The 26,905-nt window shown below is 68.1% G+C and carries 21 protein-coding genes; 14 read left to right on the forward strand and 7 right to left on the reverse strand.

The window, feature by feature from the left end:
• Window positions 1-13 precede the first annotated feature (13 nt).
• The gene (gene msrA, locus BN1313_RS03785) at window positions 14-598 is read left to right on the forward strand and encodes a peptide-methionine (S)-S-oxide reductase MsrA (RefSeq protein ID WP_091742256.1); all 585 of its coding nucleotides are present in this window, start codon (window positions 14-16) and stop codon (window positions 596-598) included.
• On the opposite strand, the gene BN1313_RS03790 is transcribed toward msrA, so the two are convergent.
• The gene (locus BN1313_RS03790; RefSeq protein ID WP_245620080.1) at window positions 573-2,138 is read right to left on the reverse strand and encodes an ArnT family glycosyltransferase; all 1,566 of its coding nucleotides are present in this window, start codon (window positions 2,136-2,138) and stop codon (window positions 573-575) included. The genes msrA and BN1313_RS03790 overlap by 26 nt on opposite strands.
• A gap of 209 nt (window positions 2,139-2,347) precedes the next feature.
• Here BN1313_RS03790 and BN1313_RS03795 point away from each other — a divergent pair, with 209 nt between their 5' ends.
• The 4 genes from BN1313_RS03795 to BN1313_RS03810 all read left to right on the forward strand — a co-directional run bounded on the left by BN1313_RS03795 (window position 2,348) and on the right by BN1313_RS03810 (window position 7,733).
• Window positions 2,348-4,822, forward strand: a complete 2,475-nt coding sequence (locus tag BN1313_RS03795) for a TonB-dependent receptor domain-containing protein (protein WP_091736739.1) — start codon at window positions 2,348-2,350, stop codon at window positions 4,820-4,822.
• 131 nt (window positions 4,823-4,953) lie between these two features.
• The gene (locus tag BN1313_RS03800) at window positions 4,954-5,961 is read left to right on the forward strand and encodes an agmatine deiminase family protein (RefSeq protein ID WP_091736740.1); all 1,008 of its coding nucleotides are present in this window, start codon (window positions 4,954-4,956) and stop codon (window positions 5,959-5,961) included.
• On the forward strand, window positions 5,961-6,839 hold the full coding sequence (gene aguB, locus BN1313_RS03805; protein ID WP_091736742.1) for an N-carbamoylputrescine amidase: 879 nt from the start codon (window positions 5,961-5,963) through the stop codon (window positions 6,837-6,839). The genes BN1313_RS03800 and aguB overlap by 1 nt, the downstream gene beginning before the upstream one ends.
• 96 nt (window positions 6,840-6,935) lie before the next feature.
• Window positions 6,936-7,733 carry a SapC family protein gene (locus BN1313_RS03810; protein ID WP_091736745.1) on the forward strand — a complete coding sequence of 266 codons (798 nt, stop codon included), beginning with the start codon at window positions 6,936-6,938 and terminating at the stop codon, window positions 7,731-7,733.
• Window positions 7,734-7,736: 3 nt separating this feature from the next.
• Here the strand turns inward: BN1313_RS03810 and BN1313_RS03815 are convergent, their stop codons facing one another.
• Complete coding sequence (locus BN1313_RS03815) at window positions 7,737-8,129, reverse strand: acyl dehydratase (RefSeq protein ID WP_091742258.1); 393 nt, start codon at window positions 8,127-8,129, stop codon at window positions 7,737-7,739.
• A 128-nt stretch (window positions 8,130-8,257) separates the two neighbouring features.
• On the opposite strand from BN1313_RS03815, the gene BN1313_RS03820 reads away from it, so the two are divergent.
• From BN1313_RS03820 to BN1313_RS03835, 4 genes are all read left to right on the forward strand, one after another.
• A complete protein-coding gene (locus BN1313_RS03820) occupies window positions 8,258-10,366 on the forward strand; it encodes a protein-disulfide reductase DsbD family protein (RefSeq protein ID WP_091736748.1) in 2,109 nt (702 codons plus the stop codon).
• 22 nt (window positions 10,367-10,388) lie between these two features.
• The gene (locus tag BN1313_RS03825; RefSeq protein ID WP_091736749.1) at window positions 10,389-11,000 is read left to right on the forward strand and encodes a redoxin family protein; all 612 of its coding nucleotides are present in this window, start codon (window positions 10,389-10,391) and stop codon (window positions 10,998-11,000) included.
• Window positions 11,001-11,002: 2 nt separating this feature from the next.
• The gene (gene pgi / locus BN1313_RS03830) at window positions 11,003-12,559 is read left to right on the forward strand and encodes a glucose-6-phosphate isomerase (RefSeq protein ID WP_091736750.1); all 1,557 of its coding nucleotides are present in this window, start codon (window positions 11,003-11,005) and stop codon (window positions 12,557-12,559) included.
• A 94-nt stretch (window positions 12,560-12,653) separates the two neighbouring features.
• Window positions 12,654-13,592, forward strand: coding sequence for an IS481 family transposase (locus tag BN1313_RS03835; protein ID WP_091736751.1), 939 nt, complete (start codon window positions 12,654-12,656; stop codon window positions 13,590-13,592).
• On the opposite strand, the gene BN1313_RS03840 is transcribed toward BN1313_RS03835, so the two are convergent.
• Window positions 13,589-14,971 carry an aminotransferase-like domain-containing protein gene (locus BN1313_RS03840; protein WP_091736752.1) on the reverse strand — a complete coding sequence of 461 codons (1,383 nt, stop codon included), beginning with the start codon at window positions 14,969-14,971 and terminating at the stop codon, window positions 13,589-13,591. The two genes, BN1313_RS03835 and BN1313_RS03840, sit on opposite strands and share 4 nt — an antisense overlap.
• A 76-nt stretch (window positions 14,972-15,047) precedes the next feature.
• On the opposite strand from BN1313_RS03840, the gene BN1313_RS03845 reads away from it, so the two are divergent.
• From BN1313_RS03845 to hisG, 4 genes are all read left to right on the forward strand, one after another.
• Window positions 15,048-15,476, forward strand: coding sequence for a DUF983 domain-containing protein (locus BN1313_RS03845; RefSeq protein WP_091736761.1), 429 nt, complete (start codon window positions 15,048-15,050; stop codon window positions 15,474-15,476).
• A 264-nt stretch (window positions 15,477-15,740) separates the two neighbouring features.
• The gene (hisS, locus tag BN1313_RS03850) at window positions 15,741-17,222 is read left to right on the forward strand and encodes a histidine--tRNA ligase (protein WP_091742260.1); all 1,482 of its coding nucleotides are present in this window, start codon (window positions 15,741-15,743) and stop codon (window positions 17,220-17,222) included.
• Window positions 17,219-18,343, forward strand: coding sequence for an ATP phosphoribosyltransferase regulatory subunit (locus BN1313_RS03855; protein WP_091736763.1), 1,125 nt, complete (start codon window positions 17,219-17,221; stop codon window positions 18,341-18,343). The genes hisS and BN1313_RS03855 overlap by 4 nt, the downstream gene beginning before the upstream one ends.
• Window positions 18,340-19,311, forward strand: coding sequence for an ATP phosphoribosyltransferase (hisG, locus tag BN1313_RS03860; RefSeq protein WP_091736766.1), 972 nt, complete (start codon window positions 18,340-18,342; stop codon window positions 19,309-19,311). Before BN1313_RS03855 ends, hisG begins: the two co-directional genes overlap by 4 nt.
• 262 nt (window positions 19,312-19,573) lie before the next feature.
• Here hisG and BN1313_RS03865 read toward each other — a convergent pair whose 3' ends face one another.
• The 4 genes from BN1313_RS03865 to BN1313_RS03880 all read right to left on the reverse strand — a co-directional run bounded on the left by BN1313_RS03865 (window position 19,574) and on the right by BN1313_RS03880 (window position 24,814).
• Entirely contained in the window at window positions 19,574-21,643 is a 2,070-nt protein-coding gene (locus BN1313_RS03865) for a M13 family metallopeptidase (RefSeq protein ID WP_091736769.1), read from the reverse strand.
• A gap of 83 nt (window positions 21,644-21,726) precedes the next feature.
• Window positions 21,727-22,248, reverse strand: a complete 522-nt coding sequence (locus BN1313_RS03870; protein ID WP_091736770.1) for a copper chaperone PCu(A)C — start codon at window positions 22,246-22,248, stop codon at window positions 21,727-21,729.
• Window positions 22,236-24,323, reverse strand: coding sequence for a TonB-dependent receptor family protein (locus BN1313_RS03875; RefSeq protein ID WP_091736771.1), 2,088 nt, complete (start codon window positions 24,321-24,323; stop codon window positions 22,236-22,238). The genes BN1313_RS03870 and BN1313_RS03875 overlap by 13 nt, the downstream gene beginning before the upstream one ends.
• Before the next feature lie 68 nt (window positions 24,324-24,391).
• Complete coding sequence (locus BN1313_RS03880; protein WP_245620081.1) at window positions 24,392-24,814, reverse strand: DUF2946 family protein; 423 nt, start codon at window positions 24,812-24,814, stop codon at window positions 24,392-24,394.
• A gap of 50 nt (window positions 24,815-24,864) precedes the next feature.
• On the opposite strand from BN1313_RS03880, the gene BN1313_RS03885 reads away from it, so the two are divergent.
• Entirely contained in the window at window positions 24,865-26,667 is a 1,803-nt protein-coding gene (locus tag BN1313_RS03885; RefSeq protein WP_091736787.1) for a cation:proton antiporter domain-containing protein, read from the forward strand.
• Window positions 26,668-26,905: the final 238 nt, after the last annotated feature.

Here is a 26,905-nt window from a genome sequence, read left to right on the forward strand (position 1 = left end):
GCGTATCATCGGCATGTCCAGACAAAACCTCGCCAAGACGGTCGCCGCCGCAGCGCTGGCGCTTTCCGTCGCCCTGCCTGCCGCCGCCGCGCCCATGAAGACCGCCATCTTCGCGGGCGGCTGCTTCTGGTCGGTCGAACACGCCATGGAACACGCCCCCGGCGTGCGGTCCGTCGTCGTCGGCTACACCGGAGGCGCTTCGCAGCGGCCGACCTACCAGCGCCACAGCGACCATCTCGAGGCGGTGCGGATCACCTATGATCCGGCCAAGACGACCTACGGCCAACTCGCCGACTATTTCCTGCGCCACATCGATCCGACCGACGTCGGCGGGCAGATCTGTGACCGGGGTCACTCCTATACGAGCGCAATGTTCGCCGCCGATCCGGCCGACACCGCCGCCGCGCAAGGCGCCAAGGCGCGCGCGACCCAGGTCTTGAAGAAGGCCGTGGCGGTCAAGGTGCTGCCCGAAGGCCGTTTCTGGCTGGCCGAGGCCTATCACCAGGACTACGCCGCCAAGAACCCGATGGCTTACAACGCCTACCGCATCGGCTGCGGCCGCGACGCGCGGATCAAGGCGGTGTGGTCGCGGCGCTGACGGGCAGCCCGGTCCGTGGGTCGCGCGGCTTGGGCTGAAAACCCTCGCCGATAAACATCTCGATTCGACGGCGATGCTTGGCGTCGAGACCGATGCTCGCGAACCCCAGGGCCTCCGTGCGCGAGAAGTCGTCCTCCATCTGCGGTCGCCACCAACCCTCGTAGGAGACCAGCAGAGCCCGATGGCCGAGTGCTGCGTCCAGCGGCGCGGCCGTCTCGGCCTGATTGCGGGCTTCGCTGGCCAGGAGCCAGCTCGCCAGCGGCGGAGCGGCCGCCAAGCGGTCGCGGCCATAGTAGGTCAGGGCGTAGAACAGGAAGCGGTTGTTGACGGCGATGGAGGTCAGGCCGGCTTCGCGCTCGGCGCGGTCGAGGATCGCTGCGGTTGTTTCTTCCCAGCCCCGGGCGCGCTTGAAGCCGTTTGACGCCCCCAGTCGATCGGCCAGCATGGGCTGGGTGACGATCGCCAGGAAAGCTGCGGCGACCAGAGCCTGGGAGGCGATCGCCGCGATGATCCAGCCCTTCGCCCCCCAGCGCACCAGCCAGGCGGCGGCCAGCACCGCGGCCGGCAGCACGCAGGCGGCGGCCCAGTTGGCGTTGGCTCTGCTGATGAAGGCCTGGGCGGTGACGATCAGCAGCGGCGGGACGACGAAGCAGGCGAGCAGCATGTCCTGTGGGTGGAGGCGCTTGCGCCACCCAAGGCCTGCGCCGACCAGCAGGGCGCCAAAGGGAATGGGTCCGATCACGCCAAACTGGGCGGCCACGAACTGCAGCGCCTCCAAGGGGTTGAACCGGCTTGCCGCCCAGTCGGCGTTGTCGGCCGTGTGTCGGACGGTCGCCAGATCGTGGCCGAAGTTCCACAGGAGGTTCGGTGCGATAACGACGCCCAGGGCGCCGATCGCCGCCAGAAGCGCCCCCGGCCTCCATGCGCGCCGCGCGGACGGCGCCAGCGTCAGGTGCAAGGCGACGCCGACCAGCGCGTAGAGCGCCGCATACTTGGAAAGAAAGGCCAGGCCGAGGGCGGCCCCGGCCGCGGCGGCGTTGGTCAGTCGCGCTTCCGGTTGCTGTTGCCGGATGTAGGCCAGCAGGGCTGCGGCCAGGAAGAACAGCAAGGGCGCGTCGGTCGCCGCCACCAGGGCTGACAACTGGACCCCAGGCGCCAAGGCGTAGAGCGTCGCGGCGACCAAGCCAGTCGTCGGACCATAAAGTCGGCGGCCGATGAAGAAGGCCAACAGGGTCGCGCCAGCCTGGAACAGGCCGAAGGACAGCCTCACCCAGGGCTCCGAATCGCCGCCAAGCGCCGTCGTGGCGCGAATGGCCCAGGCGATCAGCGGCGGCTTTGAGAAGTAGCCGAAGGCAAGATCACGGGACCACGCCCAGTATTGGGCCTCGTCGGGGTACAGCTCCAAAGGAGTCGCAAACAGGGCGATCAAGCGGGCGGCGGCGAGGGCGATGATCAGCAACCAGACCAGGCGCAGCTCGCCTTCGCCGCTTTCTGCGGCGCCTGTCGCGGTGTTTTGCCCAGGCATAAGGCGTTGACGCATATCGGCTCCTTGGCCGCTGAGCCTATAGCTCAGGCAGACGATGCGTAAGACTGAGACCTTTTCGCCGCAGTGCAACACCGAGTGACGCCCCGTCACAAAACCATCACCAATGATGGCGGAATTTAGGTTTATAGAGGCCGCCAAGATGCGGGACGGCCCCACGATCCGGGGCGATGTGGGATGTTCCGCGTACTGCAGAGGGGTGCACCATGAAACTTTCCATCAGCCGCGCGCTTTGCGCGTCGACGGCGCTGGCCTCCGGCCTGCTGTTCGCACAGGGCGCACTGGCCCAATCGTCGGGGACGGCCGTCGTTGAAGAACTCGTCATCACGGCGAGCGGCGCGAAGAACTTCGACGGCGCGATCATCGCCGAGACCGAACCCAAATCGCGCGCCTCGATCGGCGCCGAGTTCATCAGCCGGCAGGCCCCGGGCCAGTCGGTGCTCGACACCATCAACCTGCTGCCAGGCGTCAACTTCAACAACAACGACGCCTACGGTTCATCGGGCGGCGACATCACCATCCGCGGCGTCGACAGCCAGCGTATCGCTCTGCTGCAGGATGGCATGCCCCTGAACGACAGCGGCAACTACGCCCTCTATTCGAGCCAGCTGCTCGAAAGCGATCTTGTCGAACGCGTGACCGTGAACCTCGGCACCACCGACGTGGACAGCCCGACGGCCGCGGCCGCCGGCGGCACCATCAACTACGTGACCAAGCGTGCGGCGGAAGACTTCGGCGTCCGCGCCGAGGTCGGTTTCGGCAGCAACGCCTACTCGCGTTACTACGGCACCATCGAATCTGGCCGCATCGGGCCGTTTGGCACCAAGATCTGGATCTCGGGCCTCTACACCCGCAACGACCTGTTCACGCCGCATGACTCGGATTTCGGGGCGGCTGGCCAGATCAAGAAGAAGCAGTTCAACGCCCGCATCGACCAGGAAGTCGGTTCGATCGGCGAGGTGAGCCTGATGGCCACCTACAACGAAGCGCGGAACAACTTCATCAACCGCTTCAACAAGGCGACCTACGACCGCCGCGGCGTCACCACGGCGAACCTGCCTGACACAAGCATGGTCGCCCCGAGCGTCTGCACGCGTCCGGCGCCGCGCACCGGGCTGGCCGACGTCGACAACTCGGCCGGCAATCCGTGCCCGACCAACTACTTCGACTTCAGCATCAACCCGTCCAACACGGGCAACATCCGCGGCCTGTCGAAGTGGAACCTGTCGGATCGCCTGACCTTCACCTTCGACCCTTCGTTCCAGTACACCCTGGCCAACGGCGGCGGCGTGCAGCTGATGAGCGAGCGTGACGCTCAGCTGCGCGGCCCGACGGCGGCGGTCGGCGTCGACCTGAACGGCGACACCGACACCTTGGACAGCGTCTACCTCTATCGTCCGAACACGACGAACACCCGCCGCTACGGCCTTACCTCGTCGCTGATCTTCAAGATCGACGACAATCAGAACGTCCGCGTCGCCTACACCTTCGACAAGGCCAAGCACCGCCAGACCGGCGACTTCGGCTACGTCGGCCAGGACGGCACGCCGCTTGATCCGTTCGCGGGCAAGGACGGCTACGGCGACGCCGTGGTCACCGCCGATGGCTCGAACCTTCGCCGTCGCGACCGCGCCTCAGTCGCCATGCTGAACCAGATCGCCGCCGAATACCGCGGCCGCTTCCTCGAAGACCGCCTGCAGTTCAACATCGGCGTCCGCGCGCCCTTCCTTAAGCGGGAGTTGAACAACTTCTGCTACCAGCAGAACACGTTCAACGCGTACTGCACCAACCAGACCCCGACACCGGTTCCGGGCACCAACGATGGCACCGGCCAGACCAAGGTCACGTTCCCACAGGCGTCCCTGAACTCGTCGGCGAGCCTGCAATACGGCCGCCCGCGGTCGTTCACGCGCAAATATGACGACGTGCTGCCCAACGTCGGCGCCTCCTATGAGTTCGCCACAGGCTGGACGGTCTTCGCAAGCTACGCCGAGACGCTGTCGGCGCCGCGTACGGACGACCTCTACGACCAGGTCCTGGTGGATCCGGGTCCGGAGAACACCAAGGCCTATGACCTGGGCCTGCGCTACAGCCAAGGCCCGTGGATCGCCTCCGTCTCGGTGTTCCGCAACGACTTCCAAAACCGCATTGAGCGCGTGCTGGACGAGCCCTCGGGCATCGCCTTCTCGCAGAATATCGGCGACGTCCGCTACACCGGCGTCGACGGCAGCGTCGGCTTCAAGCCGCTCGACACCCTGAGCGTCTACGCCTCGGCGTCCTACTTGAAGAGCGAGATACTCCAGAACATTCCGAACGCCACGGCGGGCGTCCTGGCGACCAAGGGCAAGGCGATCTATGAGATTCCGAAGCTTCAGGGGGGTGTTCGCGTCCAGTGGGATCCGATGGAAGCGCTCAGCCTGGGCGTCCAAGGCAAGTTCGTCGGCCGTCGCTTCACCAACCTGGTGAATACCGAAAGCTTCGACGACTACGCCCTGTGGGACGCCGACGTGCGCTTCAAGATGGACAGCTTCGGCCTGGAGAACACCTACCTCCAAGCCAACGTCCGGAACCTCTTTGACGAACGCTACCTCGGCGACATCTCGCCGAACCTGACCGGCACGGCCTTGGCCCAGCCGGGCTATCGTCGGACCTTCATCCTGACGCTGCACTACGAGTACTAGGACCTAGCGTCTGATCGAGTTGCGGGGGCGGTCTGCGGCGACGCAGGCCGCCCTTCGCATGTGCGGCGCCCGGCGCGAGGCTTGACGCACCGGGTGGCCGGGGCCATCTGCGCCCGTCGTCTGGAGGACCCATGAGCATCATTGTTCCCGCCGAGTGGGCGCCTCACAAGGCGATGTGGCTGGGCTTCCCAAGCCACGGCGAGCTTTGGCAAGACAACCTTGAGCCCGCCCAGGCTGAGGTCGCTGCTCTGGCGCGCGCCTTGGCCGGGCCTGGCGGCGAACAGGTGCGGCTGATGACCGGCTCCGTCGAGGGCGAGGCCGCGGCGCGGCGGCTGCTGAGCGAGGTGGCCAACATCCAGATCATGCCGGGCCGGTTCGGCGACATCTGGCTGCGCGACACCGGGCCGATCTTCGCGCTGCACGGGGATCAGCCCGCGGCCATGGGCTTCACCTTCAACGGCTGGGGTGGCAAGTACGAGCTTGAGCACGACGATGAGGTGGCCAGCCAGATCGCCGACGCAGCCGGCGTGCTGCTGCGCCGCCATGACTTCATCCTCGAAGGCGGGGCCGTCGACCACGACGGGGAAGGGACGGTCCTTACTACCGGCCAGTGCGTGCTGAACCGCAACCGCAACGCCGGGTGGACGCCGCAGGACGCTGAGACTGCGCTCGCTGAGAGCCTGGGCGCGAAGAAGGTGCTCTGGCTGGGCGAGGGTCTGATGAACGATCACACCGACGGCCATGTCGACAACCTGGCGCGCTTCGTCGCGCCCGGCCTCGTCGCCGCGCCGATAGGCTGGGGCAAGGGCGATCCCAATGTGGAGGTCTATGACGACGCCGCGCGACGCCTGTCCGAAATGACCGACGCCGCCGGACGCGCGCTGAAGGTCATGCGCATTCCGTCACCAGGCTGGGTTGAGGGCGATGACCGCCGGGCCGCGCCGGCTAGCCACATGAACTTCCTGATCGCCAACCGCGCCGTCGTCTGCCCGCTGTACACGGACAAGGCCGCCGGAAACTTCGCCCTTAAGGCGCTGGAAGCCCTGTTCCCTGACCGCCAGGTGATCGGCCTGTCGTCGAACGCCATCCTGTCGGGCGGCGGCTCTTTCCACTGCATCACACAGCAGGAGCCCGCCTGATGGCCCGGACCCTGACCCTGGCTGCGATCCAGGCGTCCTATGGCGACGACATGGCGGCCAACATCGCCAAGACCGCCGACCTAATTCGCGAAGCGGCCGCCGCGGGCGCCCAGGTGATCTTGCCCCCCGAGCTGTTCCAGGGCCCCTATTTCTGCGTCGCCCAGGAGGAGCGGTGGTTCGCCACCGCCTTCCCTTGGCGTGAACATCCGGCTGTCAGGGCGCTCGCCCCGCTGGCGGGCGAACTGGGCGTGGCCATCCCCATTTCGATCTTCGAGCGCGAGGGACCGCACTACTTCAACAGCCTGGTTATGGCTGATGCGGACGGATCGCTCCTCGGGGTCTACCGCAAGAGCCATATCCCCGACGGCCCGGGCTATATGGAGAAGTACTACTTCCGCCCCGGCGACACCGGCTTCCGGGTCTGGGACACCCGATTCGGCCGCGTCGGGGTCGGCGTCTGCTGGGATCAGTGGTATCCGGAAGCCGCCCGCGCCATGGCGTTGATGGGCGCCGAGGCCCTGCTCTACCCGACCGCGATCGGCTCGGAGCCGCACGATGCGACCTTGGACACAGCCGCGCCTTGGCGGCGCGCTATGCAGGGCCATGCGGTCTCCAACGTCATTCCCGTGGTGGGCGCCAACCGTACGGGTTTTGAGGCCTGGGACGGCTATCCGAACGGCGGCCAGCTGTTCTATGGCTCCAGCTTCATCAGCGATCATCGCGGCGACCTGGTCGCCGCCTTCGGGCGCGAGGACGAAGGCGTGATTTCGACGACCGTCGACCTTGATTTCCTGCAGACCCATCGCGCGGCCTGGGGCTTCTTCCGTGACCGCCGGCCGGACCTCTACGGCGCCCTCGCCCAGCCGCGTCCGGCCTGACCCGTCCGGCCTCAACCTCTCCGAAGGGCCTGCGTTTGCCGCCGGAGCGGCGATCAGCTAGAAGGCCCGCCTTTCCCGCAAGCTCGAAGGCTTCCGATGTCCGTCACCCCGACTTCGATCAACCCCGGTCAGATCAACGGCAATGTGCTGTTCTATTCGCAGCCGGAGCCGTTGAGCCCCGAGATGCACAAGGATCTAGGGGTCAAGAGCTCGAACTCGCCCTTCAGCTTCGCCAAGGTCGGCCACGCCGTGCCGCTGACGGTGGGCGAATTCCCGCTGGCTTCGCTGACGGGCCCGGTGATCTTCGTCGGCGACGACAAGCTGCCGCTGGCGGTCATGGGTCTGGCGGCCGGCGAGAACCTGTTCGTGCGCGAAGACGGCATCATCGAGCCGGGCGCCTACATTCCCGCCTATATCCGCCGTTATCCCTTCGTGTTCGCGACCGACGAGGACGCTGGCCAGATGGTGCTGTGCATTGATCGCGCCGCGGACTTCATCGTCGACAAGGCCCAGGCCGACGAGCCCTTCTTCCTGCCGGACGGCAAGCCCAGCGCCTATACCGAGCGCTGCATCAGCTTCTGCAACGACTTCGAAGTCGAGCGCCAGCGCACCATGGGCTTCGTCCAGCTTCTGAAGGATCTGGATCTGTTCGAGACCAAGGTCGCCAACTACACGCCAATGAACCCGGACGGCACCGCCGCCGCGTCGCAGCAGATCGCCGAATACTATGGCATCTCGGAAGACAAGCTGAACGCCCTGCCGCACGACAAGCTGGCCGAGTTGCGGGACAACGGCGCCCTGGGACAGATCTACGCCCACATGTGCTCGCTGAACGGCTGGGATCGCCTGATCTCGCTAGCCCTCAGCCGCAGCATCGCTTCGCCGCCCGCCTGATATCTAGCGGGCGAAGATGCTTCGCGTCAGGCACGAGAAGACGAGGCGGCCCGCCTCGTCGAGCAAATCGTGCTGGGCGATGACAATGCCCTTGCCTTCGCCCACCGGATCCTTGGCCATCACGGTCATCCGCGCACGCAGCAACTCGCCCAGGGGCGGGTTGCGCACCCAACGCAGCGCGTCGACGCCCAGGCGCTTGTTCTGCGGCCAGTCGGTGTGGGCCACAGCGTCGAGCTTGGCCCAGATCGCATAGACCATGGCGTCGGGCGCGCCGCGGTCGGCGGTCCAGCCGGGAGTGAAGGCCTTGATGAAGAGGTCCAGGGCGTTGGCGTCCACGGCCTGGGCGCCAAGCGACACCACCTGGCCGATCTGAATGTCGTCGAAAGCTGCGGGCAAGAGGGGCTCCAGGCGCGATGTCGCGATTCCGCGATCATGGGCTGGGGCGCCCACGGCGTCGAGCATGGTTTGCGCCCGCGGGTCGGCATGCTGATATAGCGACCTATGAACAGGCCTGCAGGACAGTGATGCGTATCTGGGCGGCGATGGCGGCGATGCTGTGCCTGGCGTACGCGCCGGGCGCTCAGGCCGGGCCGGTCGATACCGGTCATCTGGAAGCTGAGTTGGTCTCGCAGGCCCAGGGAATCGCGCCGGGCGCGACGATCCACGTCGCCCTGCGCCAGAAGATCGATCGCGGCTGGCACACCTATTGGCGTAATTCCGGCGATTCGGGCGAAGCCACGCGCCTGGTCTGGACCTTGCCGGCGGGCTGGAAGGCCGGCGAGATCATCTGGCCGACGCCTCATCGCCAGCCCACCGGCCCGTTGATGAACTATGGCTATACCGGCGAAGTCCTGCTGCCCGTAGCGCTGACCGCGCCGCGCCACGCCGGCCCCGGCCAGAGCGTCACCCTTGAGGCCAAGGCGGCCTTCCTGGTCTGCGCCGATATCTGCGTGCCGGAGGATGCGACCCTTAAGCTGACGCTGCCTGTGGTGGCTGCGGCCGCAGCCCCTGATCCGCAGTTTGGCGCGGCGATCGCGCAAACAGTGGCTGCGGCGCCCAAACCCGCCGCCCTGACAGCGGCCTTCGAGGCCCGGGGGGGCGGCGTGAAGCTGGCCATCGCTGGCGCGCCCCTCGCCGGCGCCGACATGGCCGACGCCTATTTCTATCCCTTCGCATCGACGGTGATCGACCACGCCAAGCCGCAGGCGATAGAGCGTGGAGCGAACGGCCTGACCCTCACCCTGGTCCCTGGCTACGACTTCCAGAGCCCGACCCCGCCACACGCGCTGGACGGCGTCCTGGCCCTCAAGGATCGCGCCTATGAGATCCACGCGGTGCGCGGCGCGCCGCCGGTCGGCGCCGCTGGCCTGGGCCCGCCGCCGGCGCGTGGCGGCGGCGGATCGGGGGGCCTTGGCCTGGCGAGCGCGGCGGTGTTCGCGCTGCTGGGCGGGCTGATCCTGAACCTCATGCCCTGCGTCTTTCCGATCCTGGCGATGAAGGCGGCGTCTCTCGCCGGCCACGCCGCCGCCGGCGCGGAAGCCCGGCGTCAGGGCCTGGCGTTTGGCGCGGGCGTCATCATCACCTTCCTGGCCTTGGCGGGCGGGCTGATCGCGCTGCGTGCCGCGGGCTCGGCGGTGGGTTGGGGTTTCCAACTGCAGGATCCGCAGGTGGTCGGCGCCCTCTCACTGCTGATGCTGCTGGTCGGCCTTAACCTCTCTGGGGTGTTCGAGGTCGGGACGTCTTTGCAGGGCGCAGGCTCGGGCCTGGCCGCGCGCGGTGGGCTGGCCGGTGGGTTCTTCACGGGCGTGCTGGCCGTGGTGGTGGCCGCGCCCTGCACGGCGCCATTCATGGGTCCGGCCATGGGTTGGGCCCTGACCCAGCCGCCGGCCGCGGCGCTGGTCGTCTTCACCGCCCTGGCGATCGGCTTTGCGGCGCCGTTCGTCGCCGTCGCCTTCGCGCCGGCGCTGCTCAGCCGCCTGCCGCGGCCGGGCGCCTGGATGGAGACCTTCCGCAAGGCGCTGGCCTTCCCGATGTATGGCGCGGCGGCGTGGCTTTTGTGGGTGTTGGCGATCCAGGCGGGCGAGGCGGGGCTAGCCCGTTTCCTGGCGGCCGCCGTCATCCTGGCGCTGGCCGCGTGGCTCACCGGCCTCGCGCAACGCCGTCGCTCCCTGGGCGGACACGCACTCGTACCCGGCGTCATCGCCGCCGGTCTCGCGGTCCTGGCCTTCAGCGCCGCCGTGACCGTGCGCGCAGCAGATGCCGAGAGTTCGGCCGCCACTGAGCTCACCTCGGACAGCTACAGCCCCGCAAAGCTCGCCGAGTTGCGCGCCCAGGGTCGCCCGGTGCTGGTGAACTACACCGCCGCCTGGTGCGTCTCCTGCCAGGTCAACGATCGCGTTGCGCTCTCGACCCGCGGGGTCGCCGACGCGCTCGCCCGGGCCAACGGCGCCTATCTGAAGGCCGACTGGACCAAACGTGATCCGGAAATCGCCGCGGAGTTGGCCAGTTACGGTCGAGCTGGCGTGCCCCTCTATCTCGTCTATGGCGCCAAGGGCGGCGCCCCCGTCATCCTGCCCTCGCTCCTGACCGAAGGGATCGTCGTGCGGGCCATCGAGGCCGCCAAGGCCGGTTAGTCTGCAAATCACGGAGAAGGCGATGTTCCGTACGCTGACCGCTTCCTTCGCCGTGATCGCGGTGATCGTTGCTGCGCCGGCGTCCGCCGCCCCGACCTTGGGCCAGCCTGCGCCGGCCTTTCGTGTCGCCGACGCCGACGGCGCGACCCGCACCTTGGCGGAGTTCGTCGGCAAGACGGTGGTCCTGGAGTGGACCAACGCGGGCTGCCCCTATGTGCAGAAGCACTACAATTCCGGGAACATGCAGAGCGTGCAGAGGCAGGCCGTGAAGGACGGGGCTGTCTGGCTCACCCTGATCTCCTCCGCGCCCGGCCAGCAGGGGTTCAAGTCCGGGGCCGCGGCCAGGGCTTGGAAGACCTCGTCGGCGGCTGCGTCAAGCGCCGTGCTGCTCGATCCGCTGGGTGTGGTCGGCAAGGCCTATGACGCGCGGACAACGCCGCACCTGTACGTCATCGATAAGTCAGGCAAGCTCGTCTACAGGGGCGGCATCGACGACAAGCCGAGCGCCGATCCGTCGACGCTTAAGGGCGCGAAGAATTATGTGACGGCGGCGCTTTCCGACCTCAAGGCGGGTCGAGCGGTGGCGCAGCCGGCGACGCGGCCCTACGGCTGCTCGGTCAAGTATGCGGGGTAGCGATGGCGGACGCGGAAACGATCTGGACGGCGCTTGAAGAGGCCGGCCGCGCGGCGGAGGGCCGCTCGATCGCCGGGCTGTTTGACGATCCGGGTCGGCTGGAGCGACTGACCCTGGAGGCCGCCGGGCTCTACCTCGATCTGTCCAAGCAACCCTGGTCCCTGGCCGACTTCGACCTCGCGCTCTGCCTGGCGGAAGCCTCCGGCGTCGCCGACGCCCGCACCCGGGTGCTGGCTGGCGAACTGTTCAACCAGACCGAGGGTCGCGCCGTCTTGCACGCCGCCCTGCGTGCGCCAGCCGGGGCCGATTTCTCCGCAGCCGGCGTCCCGGTGTCCGCCGACGTTGAGGCGACCCGCACCCGTATTAAGTCGTTCGCCGACGGTGTTCGCGCTGGGACCATCGGCGGCGCGGGCGGGCGGTCGTTCCGCGCCATCGTCCACATCGGCATCGGCGGTTCGGACCTTGGTCCCCGGGTCATCTGGGAGGCCCTGAAGCCGCTGGATCCACAGATCGACCTGCGGTTCGCGGCAAATGTCGATCCGGCGGAGCTGGCCCAGGCGCTGACTGGGCTCGATCCGGCGGAAACCCTGGTGGTTGTCGTCTCAAAGACCTTCACGACCCAGGAAACCCTGGCCAACGCCGAGACCGCGCGCGCCTGGCTGCGCGGCGGCCTGGGCGAGGAGGCCGCGAACCTGCACCTGGCGGCGGTGTCGGCGGCGCCAGCGCGGGCGGAGGCCTTCGGCGTGCCTGCCGACCGTGTGTTCGCCTTTTGGGATTGGGTCGGCGGTCGCTATTCGATCTGGTCGGCGGTGGGCCTGTCCTGCGCGGCGGCCCTCGGCTTCGAGGCCTTCGAGGGCATGCTGGCGGGCGCCGCCGAGATGGACGCCCACTTTAACAGCGCGCCCATGCATCGGAACGCGCCGGTGCTGTTGGCGCTCGCCCATATCTTTAACCGCAACGCCATGGGCCGGCCGATCCGCGCGGTCGTGCCCTACGCCCAGCGGCTGCGGCTGTTTCCAGCCTTTCTCCAGCAGCTTGAGATGGAGTCCAACGGCAAGCGGGTGGACGTCGAAGGCCGGCCTGTGCGCCGTGCTACGGCCGCGAGCGTCTTCGGCGACGCCGGCACCAACGGCCAACACGCCTTCTTCCAGCTGCTGCACCAGGGCACGGATGTGGTCCCAGTGGATTTCGTCGCCGTGCGGCAGGCTTCGGAGGGCGATCCGGCGGCGCAGCGGAAGCTGCTGGCCAACGTGATCGCCCAGGCCGAGGCGCTGATGATCGGCCGGCCGACCGCCGACGAACCGCACCGCGTCTTCCCGGGCGGGCGACCCTCCAGCTTCATCCTGATGGATCGGCTGACGCCGCAGACGCTCGGCGCCCTCGTCGCGCTCTATGAGCACAAGACCTTTGTCGAAGGCGTGCTCTGGCGGATCAACAGCTTCGACCAATGGGGTGTCGAGCTGGGTAAGGCGCTGGCCGGCGAGGTGCTGAAGGACCTCGAGGGCGGCGAGGGGGCGCACGACGCGTCGACGGCGAACCTGATTCAGCGGCTGCGATAGGCGCTAGATGTCGAAGCTATGAAGGTTGTTCACCCGGGACAGGGCTGAGAGGCTGGGGTTGCAAAGCTCCAACTCCTAACCCGGAAGGTCCCGGATGAACGTCCACCAGAATGCCCGTCTGACGCCTGGGGGTCGAGCGCTGCTGGCGCGGCGCGTGTCGCAAGGCTGGACGGCGAAGGCGGCGGCGGAGGCGGCAGGGGTGTCGCTGCGGACAGCGCGCAAATGGATCGCCCGGCATCGTCGCGGCGGCGAGCGAAGGCATCACGACCGCAGCTCGGCGCCGCGACGATGTCCGCGCAAGGTGGCTGCGGCTCGTGTGGCTGAGATCGAGCAACTGCGGCGTCAGCGGATGACCGGTCCGGCGATCGCCCGGACGCTGGGCATGGCCCGCTCGACGGTGGGGGCTATCCTGCGCCGGCAGGGGCTGGGCAAGCTGGCCGCGCTCGATCCGAAGCCGCCGGTGATCCGCTACGAGCACAGCCGACCGGGCGCGATGATCCATCTGGATATCAAGAAGCTCGGCCGCTTCGACGTCGCCGGCCACCGCGTCACCGGCGACCGCCAGCTCGGCCGCTCGCGCCGCGCTGGCTGGGACTTCCTGCACGTCTGCGTCGATGACGCTTCGCGCCTGGCCTACACCGAGATCCTGTCTTCGGAAGGCCAACTCGACACCACCGGCTTCCTCGAACGCGCCCTGGCCTGGCTCGGCCGTTGCGGCGTCCGCGTCGAGCGGGTGATGACCGACAACGGCTCGGCCTACCGTTCCAAGCTCTTCGCCAACGCCCTGCAGGCCGCCGGCGCCCGCCACGTCCGCACCCGGCCGTACACGCCCAGGACCAACGGCAAGGCCGAGCGCTTCATCCAGACCAGCCTCAGGGAGTGGGCCTACGCCAAGCCCTACAGCTCATCGGCTGAACGCGCCCAAGCCATCGGACCCTGGATCGACGCCTACAACCTCAGCCGACCTCACGCCGGCATCGGCGGACTCTCACCCTGGACAAGGGTGAACAACCTTCTTGGAAACGACAGCTAGACCACCAGGCGGGACCGCGGGGTCTCACTGAGCATCGCGCCGACCGCGGTCAGCGCGCGCTCCAAATCCTGCCTGCGGCCAGGGCCTCCCAGCGAGATCCGCACCCCGTTCGCTACATCCGGACGCGAGGCGAAGGCGTCGGCGGCGACCAGGGCCAAGCCGCGTTCAAGGCCGGCCAGACGCAGTCGCTCGGCGCTCCAGCTTTGCGGCAGCGGCAGCCACAGGTGCAGGTTTTCAGACGAGCCCAGCGCCGCGGGCAAAACCCGCTTGGCGATCGCCCGGCGCACGGCGACCTCGCGGCGGACGCCCTCTAGAAGGGTCTCGGCCTGACCTTCGCGCATCCAGGCGGTGACGACAGCGGTCATCAGCGGCGCTGGCATCAAGGTTACGGCCCGCAGGGCGCGGGCCACGACAGGGGCGTGATCAGGCGGACAGGCGAGATAGGCGGTGCGCAGACCGGGAGAGAGGCACTTGGACAGGGTCGCCAAATAGAAGGTTTGGTCGGGGGCGAAGCTGGCGATGGCCGGCGGCGGCGCGGCCAACAGGCGACTATAGGGATCGTCCTCGATCAGCCACAGGCCCGCAGCGGCGCAATGGCGGGCGATCTCGCGCCGCCGCTCCGTCGGCATGACCGCGCCTGTCGGGTTCTGCATGGTCGGTATGAGGTAGGCCGCGGTCGCTCCCATCTCGCGCTGAAGCCGTGCCAAGCTGTGAGGGGTCGGACCGTCAGCATCGACGTCGCACGCCACAAGCCGGATGTTCAGCGCCCGCGCCGCCGCCAGCACGCCGGGATAGGTGAGGGGCTCGACGATGAGCGTCGCCCCGGCTTTGCAGAGAACGGAGAGCGCCGCGGTGAGCCCCGCTTGCGCCCCGGCGCAGACCAGCGTCCGCTCCGGCGCGACGTCGCCGAGCGTCGGCGCGAGCCAGGCGGCGCCCGCCGCCCGCTGGCCGAAGAGCCCCGCGCCCTCGTGATAGGCCATGAGGGTCGCCGCATCGCTGCGCTGGAGCACGGCGGCGGTCGTCTCTCTCAGCATCGTAGCGAGCGAAACGCCCTCGGGCGGCGGCGGGAGGTTCATGGACAGATCGGCGAGACCGGCTTCGTCCTCATTAGCCCGGGCGCGAACGAACGCGCCGCGGCCGGCGCTGCTTTCCAGAAGCCCTCGGGCGCGGGCGGTGTCATAGGCGCGAGTGACCGTGGTCAGGTCGACGCCCAGGGCGGCGGCGACAGCGCGCTGAGCTGGGAGCCGATCGCCAGGCTGCAAGTCGCCCAGGCGAATGGCCTCGGCCATGGCGTCGGCGATGGCGAGGTAAACGGGACGCCTGCTGGGGTTCACGCCGCCCAGCCACGCGTCGGATGCTGGTGCGGCGAGCCGGCCCATCTTGCAATCCTCCGTAAAACCATACAGTATCATAAAATTGTATGGTTTATAGTCTTCTGTGTATGGAGATCGCCCGATGGCCACCGCCACGCAAGTCCAATCTACGCTCAGGGCCGGGCTGGCCTGTCGTTGCCCGCGTTGCGGCGAGGGCTCGGTGTTCAAGGGCTTTTTGACCATCGCCGAGCGTTGCGACGTCTGTGACCTCGATCTCAGCTTCGCCGATCCGGCGGACGGCCCGGCCTTCTTCGTTATGAGCGGCGTCAGCATCGCGGTGATCACCGGCTGGGCGATTTGGGCGGTCATGGCGCAGCCGGCGCTCTGGCTGCAGGCGGCTGTGGTGTTTCCCGCCCTGATCGGCGGGTGTCTGGCGTGCCTGCGCCCCGTGAAGGCCTGGCTGGTCGCCGAGCAATACGTCCACAAGGCCGAAGAGGGCCAATGGGCCAGCATTGGCGGCCATGGCGTCGGCGGCTTCGTGCTGGACCGTCGCAAGGCCTCGGGCGGCTGACTCGATTTCGTCATCCACCTCGGCTATAGGGCGGCCATGCGCGGCGCCTTGCACCATCACGGCCATCTCCATCCGACCTTTGCGGGGTCGGCTCGGGTGCGCTTGACCTAAGCAGACCCAAGCCCACGCCCCGCCGCCTGACGGACGGGGCCCGCGCGCCAGCCTCGTCCCCATTCCTGCCTGGAGACGACGATGACCCGCCCCGAGCCTTCCGACGCCAATCCCGCCTCGACGCGAGCGCCGCAAGCCGGTAAGCGCGCGCCTATGAGCGAGCCAACCGACGCCCCCATCCGTCCCGAGGCTAGGAGCCCGCGGGGCTTCATGGATCGCCGCGCCCGCGACCTGTCGGCCGAGCGCGCGATCCTGGACGCCGTCTCCGCCGTCTATGAGCGTTTCGGCTTCGAGCGGCTGGACACAGGCGCCTTTGAATTCGCCGACGCTCTGGGCAAGTTCCTACCCGACGCCGACCGGCCGAACGAAGGTGTCTTCGCCCTGCAGGACGACGATGATCAGTGGATGGCGCTGCGCTACGACCTGACTGCGCCGCTCGCCCGCTTCGCCGCCCAGCACTGGGACAGCCTGCCCAAGCCCTTCCGGCGCTACGCTTATGGCCCCGTCTGGCGCAACGAAAAGCCTGGCCCCGGGCGTTTCCGGGAGTTCGTGCAGTGCGACGCCGACACGGTGGGCTCCGCCCGGCCCGAGGCGGACGCCGAGATCATCGCCATGGCCGCCGAGGGGTTGGAGGCCGCCGGCCTGCCCGTCGGCTCAGCGATCGTGAAAATCAATAATCGGAAGCTGCTGAACGGCCTGATGAGCGCCGCGGGTGTGACCAGCGAAGGCCAGAAGCTCGCCGTCCTGCGCGCTGTCGACAAGCTCGACCGGTTCGGCGCGGACGGGGTGCGCCTGCTGCTAGGCGAGGGCCGGAAGGACGAGTCCGGCGATTTCACCAAGGGCGCGGGCCTGAACGCCGCCGCCGCCGAGCGGGTTCTGGCCTTCACCGCCGCCGGCGCGGGCGACCGCGCCGCAACCCTCGCCAAGCTCGCCGAGGTGGTCGGCGGCTCGGTCGAGGGCGACGAGGGCCTGAAGGAGCTGTCGGCCATCGACACCGCGCTCACCGGCATGGGGGTGGGCGCCGAGCGGGCGGTCTTCGATCCGTCGATTGTCCGCGGCCTCGAATACTACACTGGCGCGGTCTTTGAGGCCGAACTCCTGCTGGAGACCACCGACGATCGCGGCCAACCGATGCGCTTCGGCTCCATCGGCGGCGGCGGCCGCTACGACGACCTGGTGGCCCGCTTCACGGGCGAACGCGCGCCGGCCACCGGGTTCTCATTCGGAGTCTCACGTCTGGCCAGCGCGCTCCGGGCCGCCGGTCGCGACCTGGCGTCGGCTTCCCGGGGGCCGGTGGTGATCATCGCCTTTAGCCAGGACGACATGGGCGCCTATTTCGCCGCCGCCGCCGAACTGCGCGCCGCCGGCATCGCCGCCGAAGTCTATCTGGGCGGCTCCGGAATGCGACCCCAGATGAAGTACGCCGACCGTCGACTGGCGCCAGCCGCCGTCATTATGGGCGGCGACGAGATCGCCGCGGGCACGGTCACCATCAAGGACCTGGATCTCGGCCGCGACCTAGCCGCCGGCATGACCGATAACGCCGCCTGGCGGGCCGAGCGGCCCGGGCAGCAGACGGTGCCGCGCGCCGGGCTGGTCGCCGCAGTCGCCGCCATCGTGCGGGGCCAGCCGTGAAGACGGAACCGCTGGTCCCCGCGGCCGTCCTTGAGGCGATCCGTGCGCCGCTCGCCGCCATTGGCGCGGTGCGCGCTGACGCGCCGATCCTGCAGCCCCTGAGCCTGGTGCTGGAGTTGGCTGGCGAAGATGTCCGCGCCGGCCTGTTCGTCCTGCAGTCCGAAGGCGGCGCCGAGGCTTGCCTGCGTCCAGATTTCACGGTCGCCCTGGCCAGCGCTCACATCGCGCGCGGCGGGGGGAATGGACGCTATCTCTACGAGGGCCCTGTCTTCCGGGCCGGCGGCGGCGAAGAACCGGAAGAGGTGCTGAACCTCGGTCTGGAGCTGTTCGGCGCCCAAGACGCCGGCGGCGACGCCGACGCTGAGGTGGCGAGTCTCGCTTGGCGCGCCGCGCGCGCGGGGGGCCGCCAAGACCTTCGTCTCTGGCTCGGCGACGTCGCCCTGCTTGCGGCCTTCGTCCAGTCACTGTCGCTGCATCCGGCCCTGGCGGCCAAGCTGGTCCGCATCGCCGGCCGCCCGCGGTTGTTGAACGCTGAACTTGCGCGCGCCGGCGCAACCGCGCCCACGCGTCGTGGCGGGCAGTTGGCCGCCATGCTCTCCGGTCTGGAGGCGGCGGAGGCCGCCGCCATGCTGGAGGAAGTCTGGACCCTGGCTGGCGTCGAGCCGGTCGGGGGACGCGGAGCGGCTGATATCGCCCGTCGGCTGGTGACTCGAGCGGCTTCCGCCGAGGCGCCGGCCCTGACCGTAGGCCAGGCCGAGGCGCTCAGCGCGTTCATGGCGATCGGTGATGATCCGGCCGCGGCGATCAACGCGATCCGCGCCCTGGGCGGCCAATCGGACGCCCTGGAAGCAGCGTTGCAGGCCTGGCAGGGTCGGGTCACGGCGCTGACCTTGATGACGGATGGAGCGCCCCTGACCTTCGCGCCGGCGCTCGGCCACGCCTTTGACTACTATGACGGCCCGACTTTCGAGATCCGCAGCGCGGCCCTGGGCGCCGCCCGGCCCGTGGCGGTCGGCGGGCGTTACGATGGCCTGGCGCGCCGCTTGGGCGCGGAGGTCGTGCTTCCGGCCGTGGGCTGCACTGTGCGGCCCTGGCGCGCTTTTGCGGAGGGCGAGGCGTGAGCGATCCGCTGATCATCGCAATTCCTTCCAAGGGCCGGTTGAAGGAACAGGTCGAGGCCTGGCTGGCCGACTGCGGCACGCCGCTGAAGGTCAGCGGCGGGGCGCGTGGCTACTTGGCTGAGCTGAAGGGCGTGCCAGGCGCGCAGGTGCGCCTGTTGTCGGCCGGAGACATCGCCGAGGCTCTAGACAGCGGTGAGGTCCACTTCGGCGTCACCGGCGAGGACCTGCTGCGTGAGCGGGGCGATCTGGAGGGTCGGGTCTTGCTGCTCCAGGCGCTGGGCTTTGGCCGCGCCGACCTCGTGGTCGCCGCGCCGAAGTCCTGGCTCGACGTGGACGCCATGGAAGACCTGGAGGAGGTCGCACACGACCTCCTGAGCCGCACTGGCCGGCGCCTGCGCGTCGCCACCAAATACCTGGCCCAAACCCGCGCCTTCTTCGCGCGGCACGGCGTCGCTGATTATCGGATCGTTGAATCCAACGGCGCCACCGAAGGCGCACCGGCGGCCGGGGCGGCGGAGATCGTCGTCGACATCACCACCACAGGCGCGACGCTGGCGGCCAACGGTCTGAAGGTGCTGGACGACGGCGTCATCCTGAAGAGCCAGGCGCAACTCGCTGCGAGTCTGCGTGCGACCTGGTCGGAAGCGCAATTGGCCTCAGCCGAGCGCCTGATGCGCGCCATCGAGGCCCGTGCGGCCGCCCGGCGCAGCGTCACCTTGGTCTGGCCTCAAGCCGAATCGGATGCTGACGGCGAGGCGACCATCGTCGCGCGGCTGGTCGAGGCCGGCGCGCAGCCTCGGCCCAGTGGTCTGCTGGTGGCGGCTGAGCAGGCGGCGCAGGCGGCCTCCGCCCTGACAGAAGCCGGCCTTGGCCCGGTGACCGTGGCTCACCCGGAGTTTGTCTTCGCCAAGGCTTGTGTCGCCCTGACGACGCTTCGGGCCCGTATTTCTGACGTAAATGTCAAATAACACGGGCGGAATTGGTCTTCTTCACGAAAAAATAGCGGCGGCTGTGTGGCTAACGCGGATATGTCCGTTGACAGGCGCCGCTAAATCCCGTTCCTTCACCCCGCGAGAGACAAAGCGGCGCAAAAGCCAGCAGTCTCCGGCGTTTCGGGGAGGAAACGCCCTCTAAAAAAGAGCGAATGCTCAATGGGCCCGCCGCGCTTATCCCCCGCGGCGGGCCTTTATGATCCTCAGAAAAAACTGACGATGAAGCACAAATCGGTGCTCACCAGATTCGCACCCGGTTCGCCGGCGCGACGTACATCGGGTCGCCCGGCTTAATTCCGAACGCGTCATAGAAGGCGTCGATGTTGCGCATGGGCAGGTCCACGCGAGCCTCCGGCGGAGAATGCGGGTCGGAAACCAAGAGACGCCGCACCAGATCCTCGCGTGTCCGGGTGCGCCACCCCTGCGCCCAGCCCAGAAACAGGCGCTGTTCGCCGGTTAGACCCTCGATAGAGGGAGCAGGCTTGCCCTTGAGGGACGTGTGGTAGGCGTCCATGGCCATCAGCAGGCCCCCTAGGTCAGCGATGTTCTCGCCCATGGTCAGGTCGCCCTTCACGAAGGCGCCGGGAAGGGCCTCGTAGGCGTCATACTGTTTGCCGAGTTTGGCGGCCTGCACCTTGAAGCGCGCGGCGTCGTCAGCCGTCCACCAGTCGGATAGCCGACCATCGCCATCCACCTTGCGGCCCTGGTCGTCGAAGCCGTGGGTGATCTCGTGGCCGATCACCCCGCCAATGCCGCCATAGTTCACGGCGTCGTCAGCCTGCGGATCAAAGAAGGGAGGCTGCAGAATCGCCGCTGGGAAGACGATCTCGTTCTTGGTCGAGCTGTAGTAGGCGTTCACCGTCGGCGTGGTCATGGCCCACTCGCCGCGATCCACCGGTTGATTCAGTCGGGCTGCGCGGAAATCCCAGTCGAAGGCGGTCGCCCGCACCACGTTGCCGTAGAGATCGGTGTCACGGATCATCAGGCCGTCATAGCTGCGCCAGCGATCAGGATAGCCGATCTTCACATTGAACTTGGACAGCTTCTCCAGGGCGCGAGCCTTGGTCTCGGGGCCCATCCATTCCAGTTTCTCGATCCGTCCAGCCATGGCGACGCGCAGGTTCGCGACGAGATCGGCCATCTTCGCCTTGCTGTCGGCCGGGAAGTAGGCGTCGACATAGAGCTTGCCGGAGGCCTCGCCGATCAGCTGGTCGACGGCGGCGACGCCGCGCTTCCAGCGCTCACGCTGGACCTGCTGTCCCGACAGGGTCCGATCGCGGAAATCGAAGTGCGCCGCATCGAAGGCTTTCGACAGATAGGGCGAGGCCTGGTCGACCAAGGTGAAGGCCTGCCAGGCTTTGAGAGTGTCGAGCGGCGTGGCGGCGAAAACGGCGGCGATCTTCTGGATCGCAGTGTTTTCCTCCATGACCACGCGGTCGGCGGCCGACAGGCGCGCGCCGGCGAAGTAGGCGGTCCAGTCAAAACCCGGCGCATAGGTCGCCAGGTCCTTCACGGCGAGGGGATTGTAGGTCGTGTCGCGGTCTCGCCGCTCTGCGCCCGTCCAAGACACTTTGGCGATCTCGGTCTCGAAGGCGACGATCGCCTTGGCGTTGGCCAGTGGCTGCGGCCAGCCGGCCAGCGTCAGCAGTCGGGCGACATAGGCCTCGTATTTGGCGCGCTGAGCCTCGAAGCTGGCCTCGAGGTAGTAGTCCCGGTCGGGCAGACCGAGGCCGGCCTGGTTCAGGGTCACCACGTAGGCGCTCGGGTTCTTGGCGTCATCGCCGACACTGGCGGCGATCACCGCGCCGCCGAATTTGCGCAGCGAGGCGCCCATGCCGCGGGCGATGTCGCTGCGGGTCTTTTCCGCGCGGATCTGCGTCAGGTCCGCGGCCAGGGGCCTGGAGCCCAGAGCCTCGACGCCGGCCTCATCCATGAAGCTGCGATAGAGGCCGGCCACGCGGGCCAGGTCGCCGCCGGTCTGAGGGTCGGCCGCGGTCTTCTCGATCACCGCGCGCAGGCGATTGCGCGACAGCTCGGCGATCGCGTCGAAGGCCCCGTAACGCGATCGGTCGGCCGGGATGGTCAGGGCCTTCACATAGGTCCCGTTGGCGTAGCCATAGAAACTCTTGCCCGGCGAGGTCGAAAGGTCGCGGCCCGCCATGTCGAAGCCCCAGACCCCGAGGCGAGGGGTCTCCAGGCTCACCGACGCCGGCTCTGCGTCGGCCGGCGCAGGCGGCGAGCTGGCGGAAGCGGGTGTCGCGGTGAGCAGGGCCGCGGATGCGGCGGCCGAAAGCCAAAAGCGCTTCATGGGCAGGTCCTTCGCAGTCATGCCCAGACCATGCCCCTGTAACTCAGCGGAAGAATGTTACAATTTTGTCAGCTTCAGCGGCGTCAGTGCTTCATGGCGCTGTGGTCCATCGCCGCCGCGCCCGTCGCAGGCGCCGCCAGGCCGACGATAAAACTGATCCGCACCCGCGCGCCGCTGGCGAAGACCAGGGTGGCCGGCGCCTGAGCGCCCGCCTTGAGCCCGGCCTTCAGCCCGATCAGCATCACATGAAGGCCTCCCGGCGCCAGGGTCACCGAGGCGCCTGGCGCCAGCGGCAGGCGCTCCACCGGCGACATCCGCATCACCCCGCCCTCCATGGAGGAGCGGTGCAGTTCGGCACGGCCCGCCACGGGGGTCTCCACCGCAACGAGGGCATCGGCCGTCTTGCCGTGGTTGGTCATCGTCATGAAGCCCGCCGCAGTCCCGCCGGCGACCGCCGGGCGGCTCCAGGCTTTGGTGACCATTACCCCCGCGTGCTGGGCTGCGGCGGCCATCGCGCTCGCGAAGGCGCCCACGGTGACGGCGGCGATGAGAAGGATGCGACGCATGGGGAGATCTCCGGAAGGGATGAAGGTCAGAAGCGCCATGTCAGGCCTCCTGCGATGGAGCGGCCGTCTCCTGGCCAATAGGCTGCGGTCGTGGCGGCCGCGGTGATCACCGGCTGGACGTTGGACACATAGGCTTTGTCGAGCAGGTTGCGAGCATCGAGGTAGAGGCTGATGCGCTCATTGACCGCCCAGCCGAGGTTCAGGTTCCACACCGCGTAGGCCTGCGCGCGGGTCGTGTTCTTGAAATCAACCCAGATGTCGGCGGCCGACCATTCCACCGAGGGCGCGATGAAGGCGCCCGAGGCGAAGTCGTAGCGCAACTCGGCTCGGTAGAAGTGCTTGGGCGCGACCGGCAGGCGGTTGTCGCCATACTGAGCGTCATCGGCGAAGCGGAAGTCGGAGAGGGTGTAGGTTTGTCGTAGCCGTAGCGCCGGTGTGATCCGCCAGTCGAGCGCCGCCTCCAGGCCCTGGTGGATTGTCCGGTCGGCGTTGAAGGTCTGAGCCGGCACGCTGCCGGCGCCGGGCAGGTTGGGCGTGAACTGCAGCAATTCTCCACTGAGTCGGGCGCGGTAGGCCGTCAGGTCGAAGGTGAAGGGACCCTTGTGGCCGCGCGCCCCGATCTCCGCCGTCCAGGCCTCCTGCGCCTCGACCGGCGCGAAGCCCGCGTTGATCGGGCTCATCGATCCGAGATTGGGCGGCTCGACGGACTTGGTGACGTTGGCGAAGAGTTGCGCGCCCGCTGCGCTCTCCCAGAGCAGGCCGAACCGGGGGGCGATCCAGTCGTAGCGCTTGGACGCGGTGAGGTCGAAGGTCGTGGCGACCCCCGGCAGGCGGACGCTTCTATAGTCGCGGTCGGCGACGCCCCAGGTCGCGCCAGCGATCAGCGCCAGCTGATCGGTGACGAATAGCCGACCTTCGCCGAAGACATCCGCGGCCTGGGCGTTCTGGAACGTCTGCGACTGCAAGGCACCCCGCGCGCCTTTGACGTTCAGCCAGAAGCGCGAATCCAGGTCGCCGGAGCGTAGCCATGCGCCGGTATAGGCGTCGGCGCGCAGGCCGGCGATCTCGCCCTCCCACCGCAGGCGGCCGAAGGCGCCCCAGTTCCGGCTCTCCTGGTCGATGACCTGGAAGATCGGGTGATCGAGGTCTTTCCAGGTGGCGTAGACGGCGCCTTCGAAGGTGGCGCTGTCGCTCAGCCGCCATGTGGTCCGCACGGAGGCGCGCAGCCCGCGCTGATTGCGGCCCTGGTCGTTCGCGTAGTTGCCTGGAACGGCCTGGCGGTCATTCGTCTTGAACTGCGCCCAGGTGAGCGCCCCCGGAATCTCCTGGTTGATGTTCGAGCCATTGACGATCAGGCGCACCTCGCGGTCGTCACCGAAACGTCGGCCAATGTTCAAGGCGCCGAACTGGATGTTCTGCTGGCTCTGCGGCCGCCAGCCCTGCGCCCGCTGATTGGTCCCGGCAATGAACATGTCCCAATCACCGTGGGCGCGGGCCACCTGCAGGTTCTCGCGGTGGAGGCCGAAGGATCCGCCCTCGATCCGGAGCTTGTTCTCAAATCCCGCCGTCCTGCCGGTCGGCGTCACCATGTTCACCGCTCCGCCCAGCAGGGCACCGCCGAAGCGCAGCGCGTTGCCGCCACGGTAGACCTCGACATAGCGGGTCAGCAGCGGATCGGCGATCTGGCTGTCGCCATAACCGTCGGCCTCGTTCAACGGCACGCCGTCCTGGGCGATCAGCAGGCCGCGGTTGTGGTTGGCGTTGCCGACGCCGGACCCGCGGATCGAGATCCGGATGTCGCCGCCCCATTTGCGCTGGGCGTAGACGCCGGGCGCGTCGCGCAGCATGTCGTCGAGGGCGAGCGCTTGGCGACCGGCGTAGGATTCCTGGGAGATCACCGAGACCGCGCCCGGTGTCTCGGACAGCCGATGGCGCGCGTCGGCGACCACCGGCGGATCCTCAGGGTCGCGTCGGGCGGTGACAACCACAGAATCGAGTGAGGCAGGCTGGAAGGTTTCGGCCACGGCGACGGCCGGCCAGATCACAGAAGGTGCGGCGCAGGCGGCCAGGCCTACGACTACGGCGCGCAGCGGCGCGCGCGAAATGTTCGACATTATGGTGTTCCTGAACAACGACGATCGCCCGCGCGATGGGATCGCGGCGGGGGCTCAAACGGCTGTGTTCAGAGTGCGGGTGGCCCTTGGCCGAAAGGCCGGGGCGGCGCGCGCGCGCGCGGACGGGTCTTAAGCGGCTCGACTGGCTGCGCGGCGACCCGGACGGCATAGACCGCCGGCGTCACGCTGATGGCCGGATCAAGAACGGCGACCGTCGTTGCGCCAAGGCAGTCGGCGCAGGGCAGACCAGCGAAGCCGCCTTTCTCAGGTTGGCCCTGAGGGTCCAACGCGACGGTCTTCATGCCGTCGATGGTGCAGATCACCATGGTCTGGCCGCGAATCTGCGCGGCCATGGCCGCAGCAGGCAGCAGCGCCTGAATCAGCAGGGCCACGACGGCGAGCCAGGCGGCGATAGCCGTCCTGCCCTGAGCGCCGAAATGTTGGCCGATCCGCATGGCGCCGGTCTCTACGCCGATCCTCGCGTTTCTCAAGCGGCGTCTCATGCCTCATAGTGCAGGCTGATTTGAAATCGGGAGCGGGAATGGAAGGTCACGTCGAGCCTGGCGCGTACAAGGACGTGGTCCTGTTCCTGGCTACGGCGGGCGTCGTCGTCCCCCTGTTCCGTCGCTGGAAGGTGAGCCCGATCCTGGGGTTCCTGTTGGCCGGCATATTGCTCGGTCCCCACGGCCTAGGCCGCTTCTCCGCCGAGGTGGAGTGGCTCAGCGCCTTCACCGTCGATAACCCCGAACAGATCGGCCTGCTGGCCAGCTTCGGCGTTGTATTTCTGCTGTTCATGATCGGTCTTGAGCTGTCATGGGAGCGGCTGCGCCGGATGCGGCGGCTTGTGTTCGGCCTGGGGGGCTTGCAGGTCTTGCTCTGCCTCACCGGCACGGCGACGGCCGTCTATGCCTTGGGTCAGCCTTTCGAGGCGGCTCTGGCCGTGAGCGCCGCACTCGCCCTGTCATCGACAGCGATCGTCATGCCGATCCTGACTGAGAAAAAGCGGCAACATTCGCAGGCGGGCCGCGCCACCTTCTCCATCCTGTTGTTCCAGGACCTCGCAGTGGCGCCGATCCTCGTCACGCTGACTCTTCTCGCCCGCAGCACAGCCGATCCTGACGCTTCGGTCGGCAAGTCCCTGCTCCTGGCCTTCGCGCCGGCCGCTGTCGGGATTGCGGTGCTGCTGGCGTTCGGCCGCTTTCTCCTGCGGCCGATGATGCGGTCGGTCGCCCGGGCCAAGAGCGAAGAGCTGTTCGTCGCGGCCTGCCTGCTCGTGGTGATCGGCGCGGGGCTGATCAGCGCGGTCACAGGCCTGTCCATGGCGCTGGGCGCCTTCATCGCCGGCCTGCTGCTGGCGGAGTCGGAGTTCCGCCACAAGATCGAGATCACTATCGAGCCCTTTAAAGGGCTGCTGCTCGGCCTGTTCTTTCTGTCGGTCGGCATCGGCCTGGATGTGCCGGTTCTTCTGGCCCGGCCGCTCGACGTGCTGGCGACCACCGCAGGCATGATGTGCCTGAACGCCGCGGTGGTCTTCGGCCTTGCCCGGCTCTTCAAGCTGCCGGCGCGCGCCGCCGCCGAGACCGCCCTTTTGCTCGCTGGGGCGGGCGAGTTCGCCTTCGTCATCCTGGGTCAGGCGATGGACCAGGATCTGGTCGCCCGGGACGTCGGCCAGACCGTCCTGGTCTCGGCGACGCTGTCGATGATCTGCATTCCGCTGCTGGCGCTGGCCGGCGCCAAGATGGGCGGCCGCAAGATCACGCCGTCGCAGACTCCGGTCGCTCCCGAGCAGATCGGGCCGCTCTTGCCGGGGGATGAGGCCAAATCGCCCGTGCTCATCACAGGCTACGGCCGGGTCGGCAAGCTGGTGGGAGAGATGCTGAGCCGCCATGACCTGCCGTGGGTGGCGGCCGACCAGGACGCGCGCCTGGTGGAGGCCGGTCGTCGCGCCGGCCACGCCATCTACTACGGTGAAGCGTCGCGGCCAGAGTTCCTGCTGAGTTGCGGCCTGGCCGAAGCGCCGGCGCTCATCGTCACCATGGACAGTCCGGAAGGCGCCGAGGCCATCGTGGCGACGGCGCGGCAACTACGCCCCGACTTGATCATCGTAGCCCGCGCCCGCGACGCGCTTCACGCCCAACGGCTCTATGACCTAGGCGCGACGGATGTGGTTCCCGAGACCATTGAGGCCAGTCTGCAGTTGTCGGAAGCTGCATTAGTCGATATCGGCGTGCCCATGGGGTTGGTCATCGCCTCGATCCACGAGCGCCGCGATGAATATCGCAAGGATCTGAACCGGCCGGAATCGCTAGGCGGGTGGCGCCGACGTATGAACACCGTATCCTGAGATTCCCAGGCACTGCGGCCAAACGGCGCCGAAAGCGCGTCCAAAAAAAAGTCGCCTTGCGTCGGAACTGTGGGAACTAAGCGCCGCCATGGCACGTTGAAACCGCGCATGACCCCGATCTGGGCGTCGTGACAGGGGCGCGGGGGCATTTCCGAGTTACTGCCGGATATCCGACAGATGTAAAGGTTAACTCGGTGAATGCCTTGCAAAGCTCCTGAATCGCTAAGTTGTTGCAGGC

Origin of the sequence: Phenylobacterium immobile (ATCC 35973) (genome assembly GCF_001375595.1) — a bacterium.
In the GTDB taxonomy this organism is placed as follows: domain Bacteria; phylum Pseudomonadota; class Alphaproteobacteria; order Caulobacterales; family Caulobacteraceae; genus Phenylobacterium; species Phenylobacterium immobile.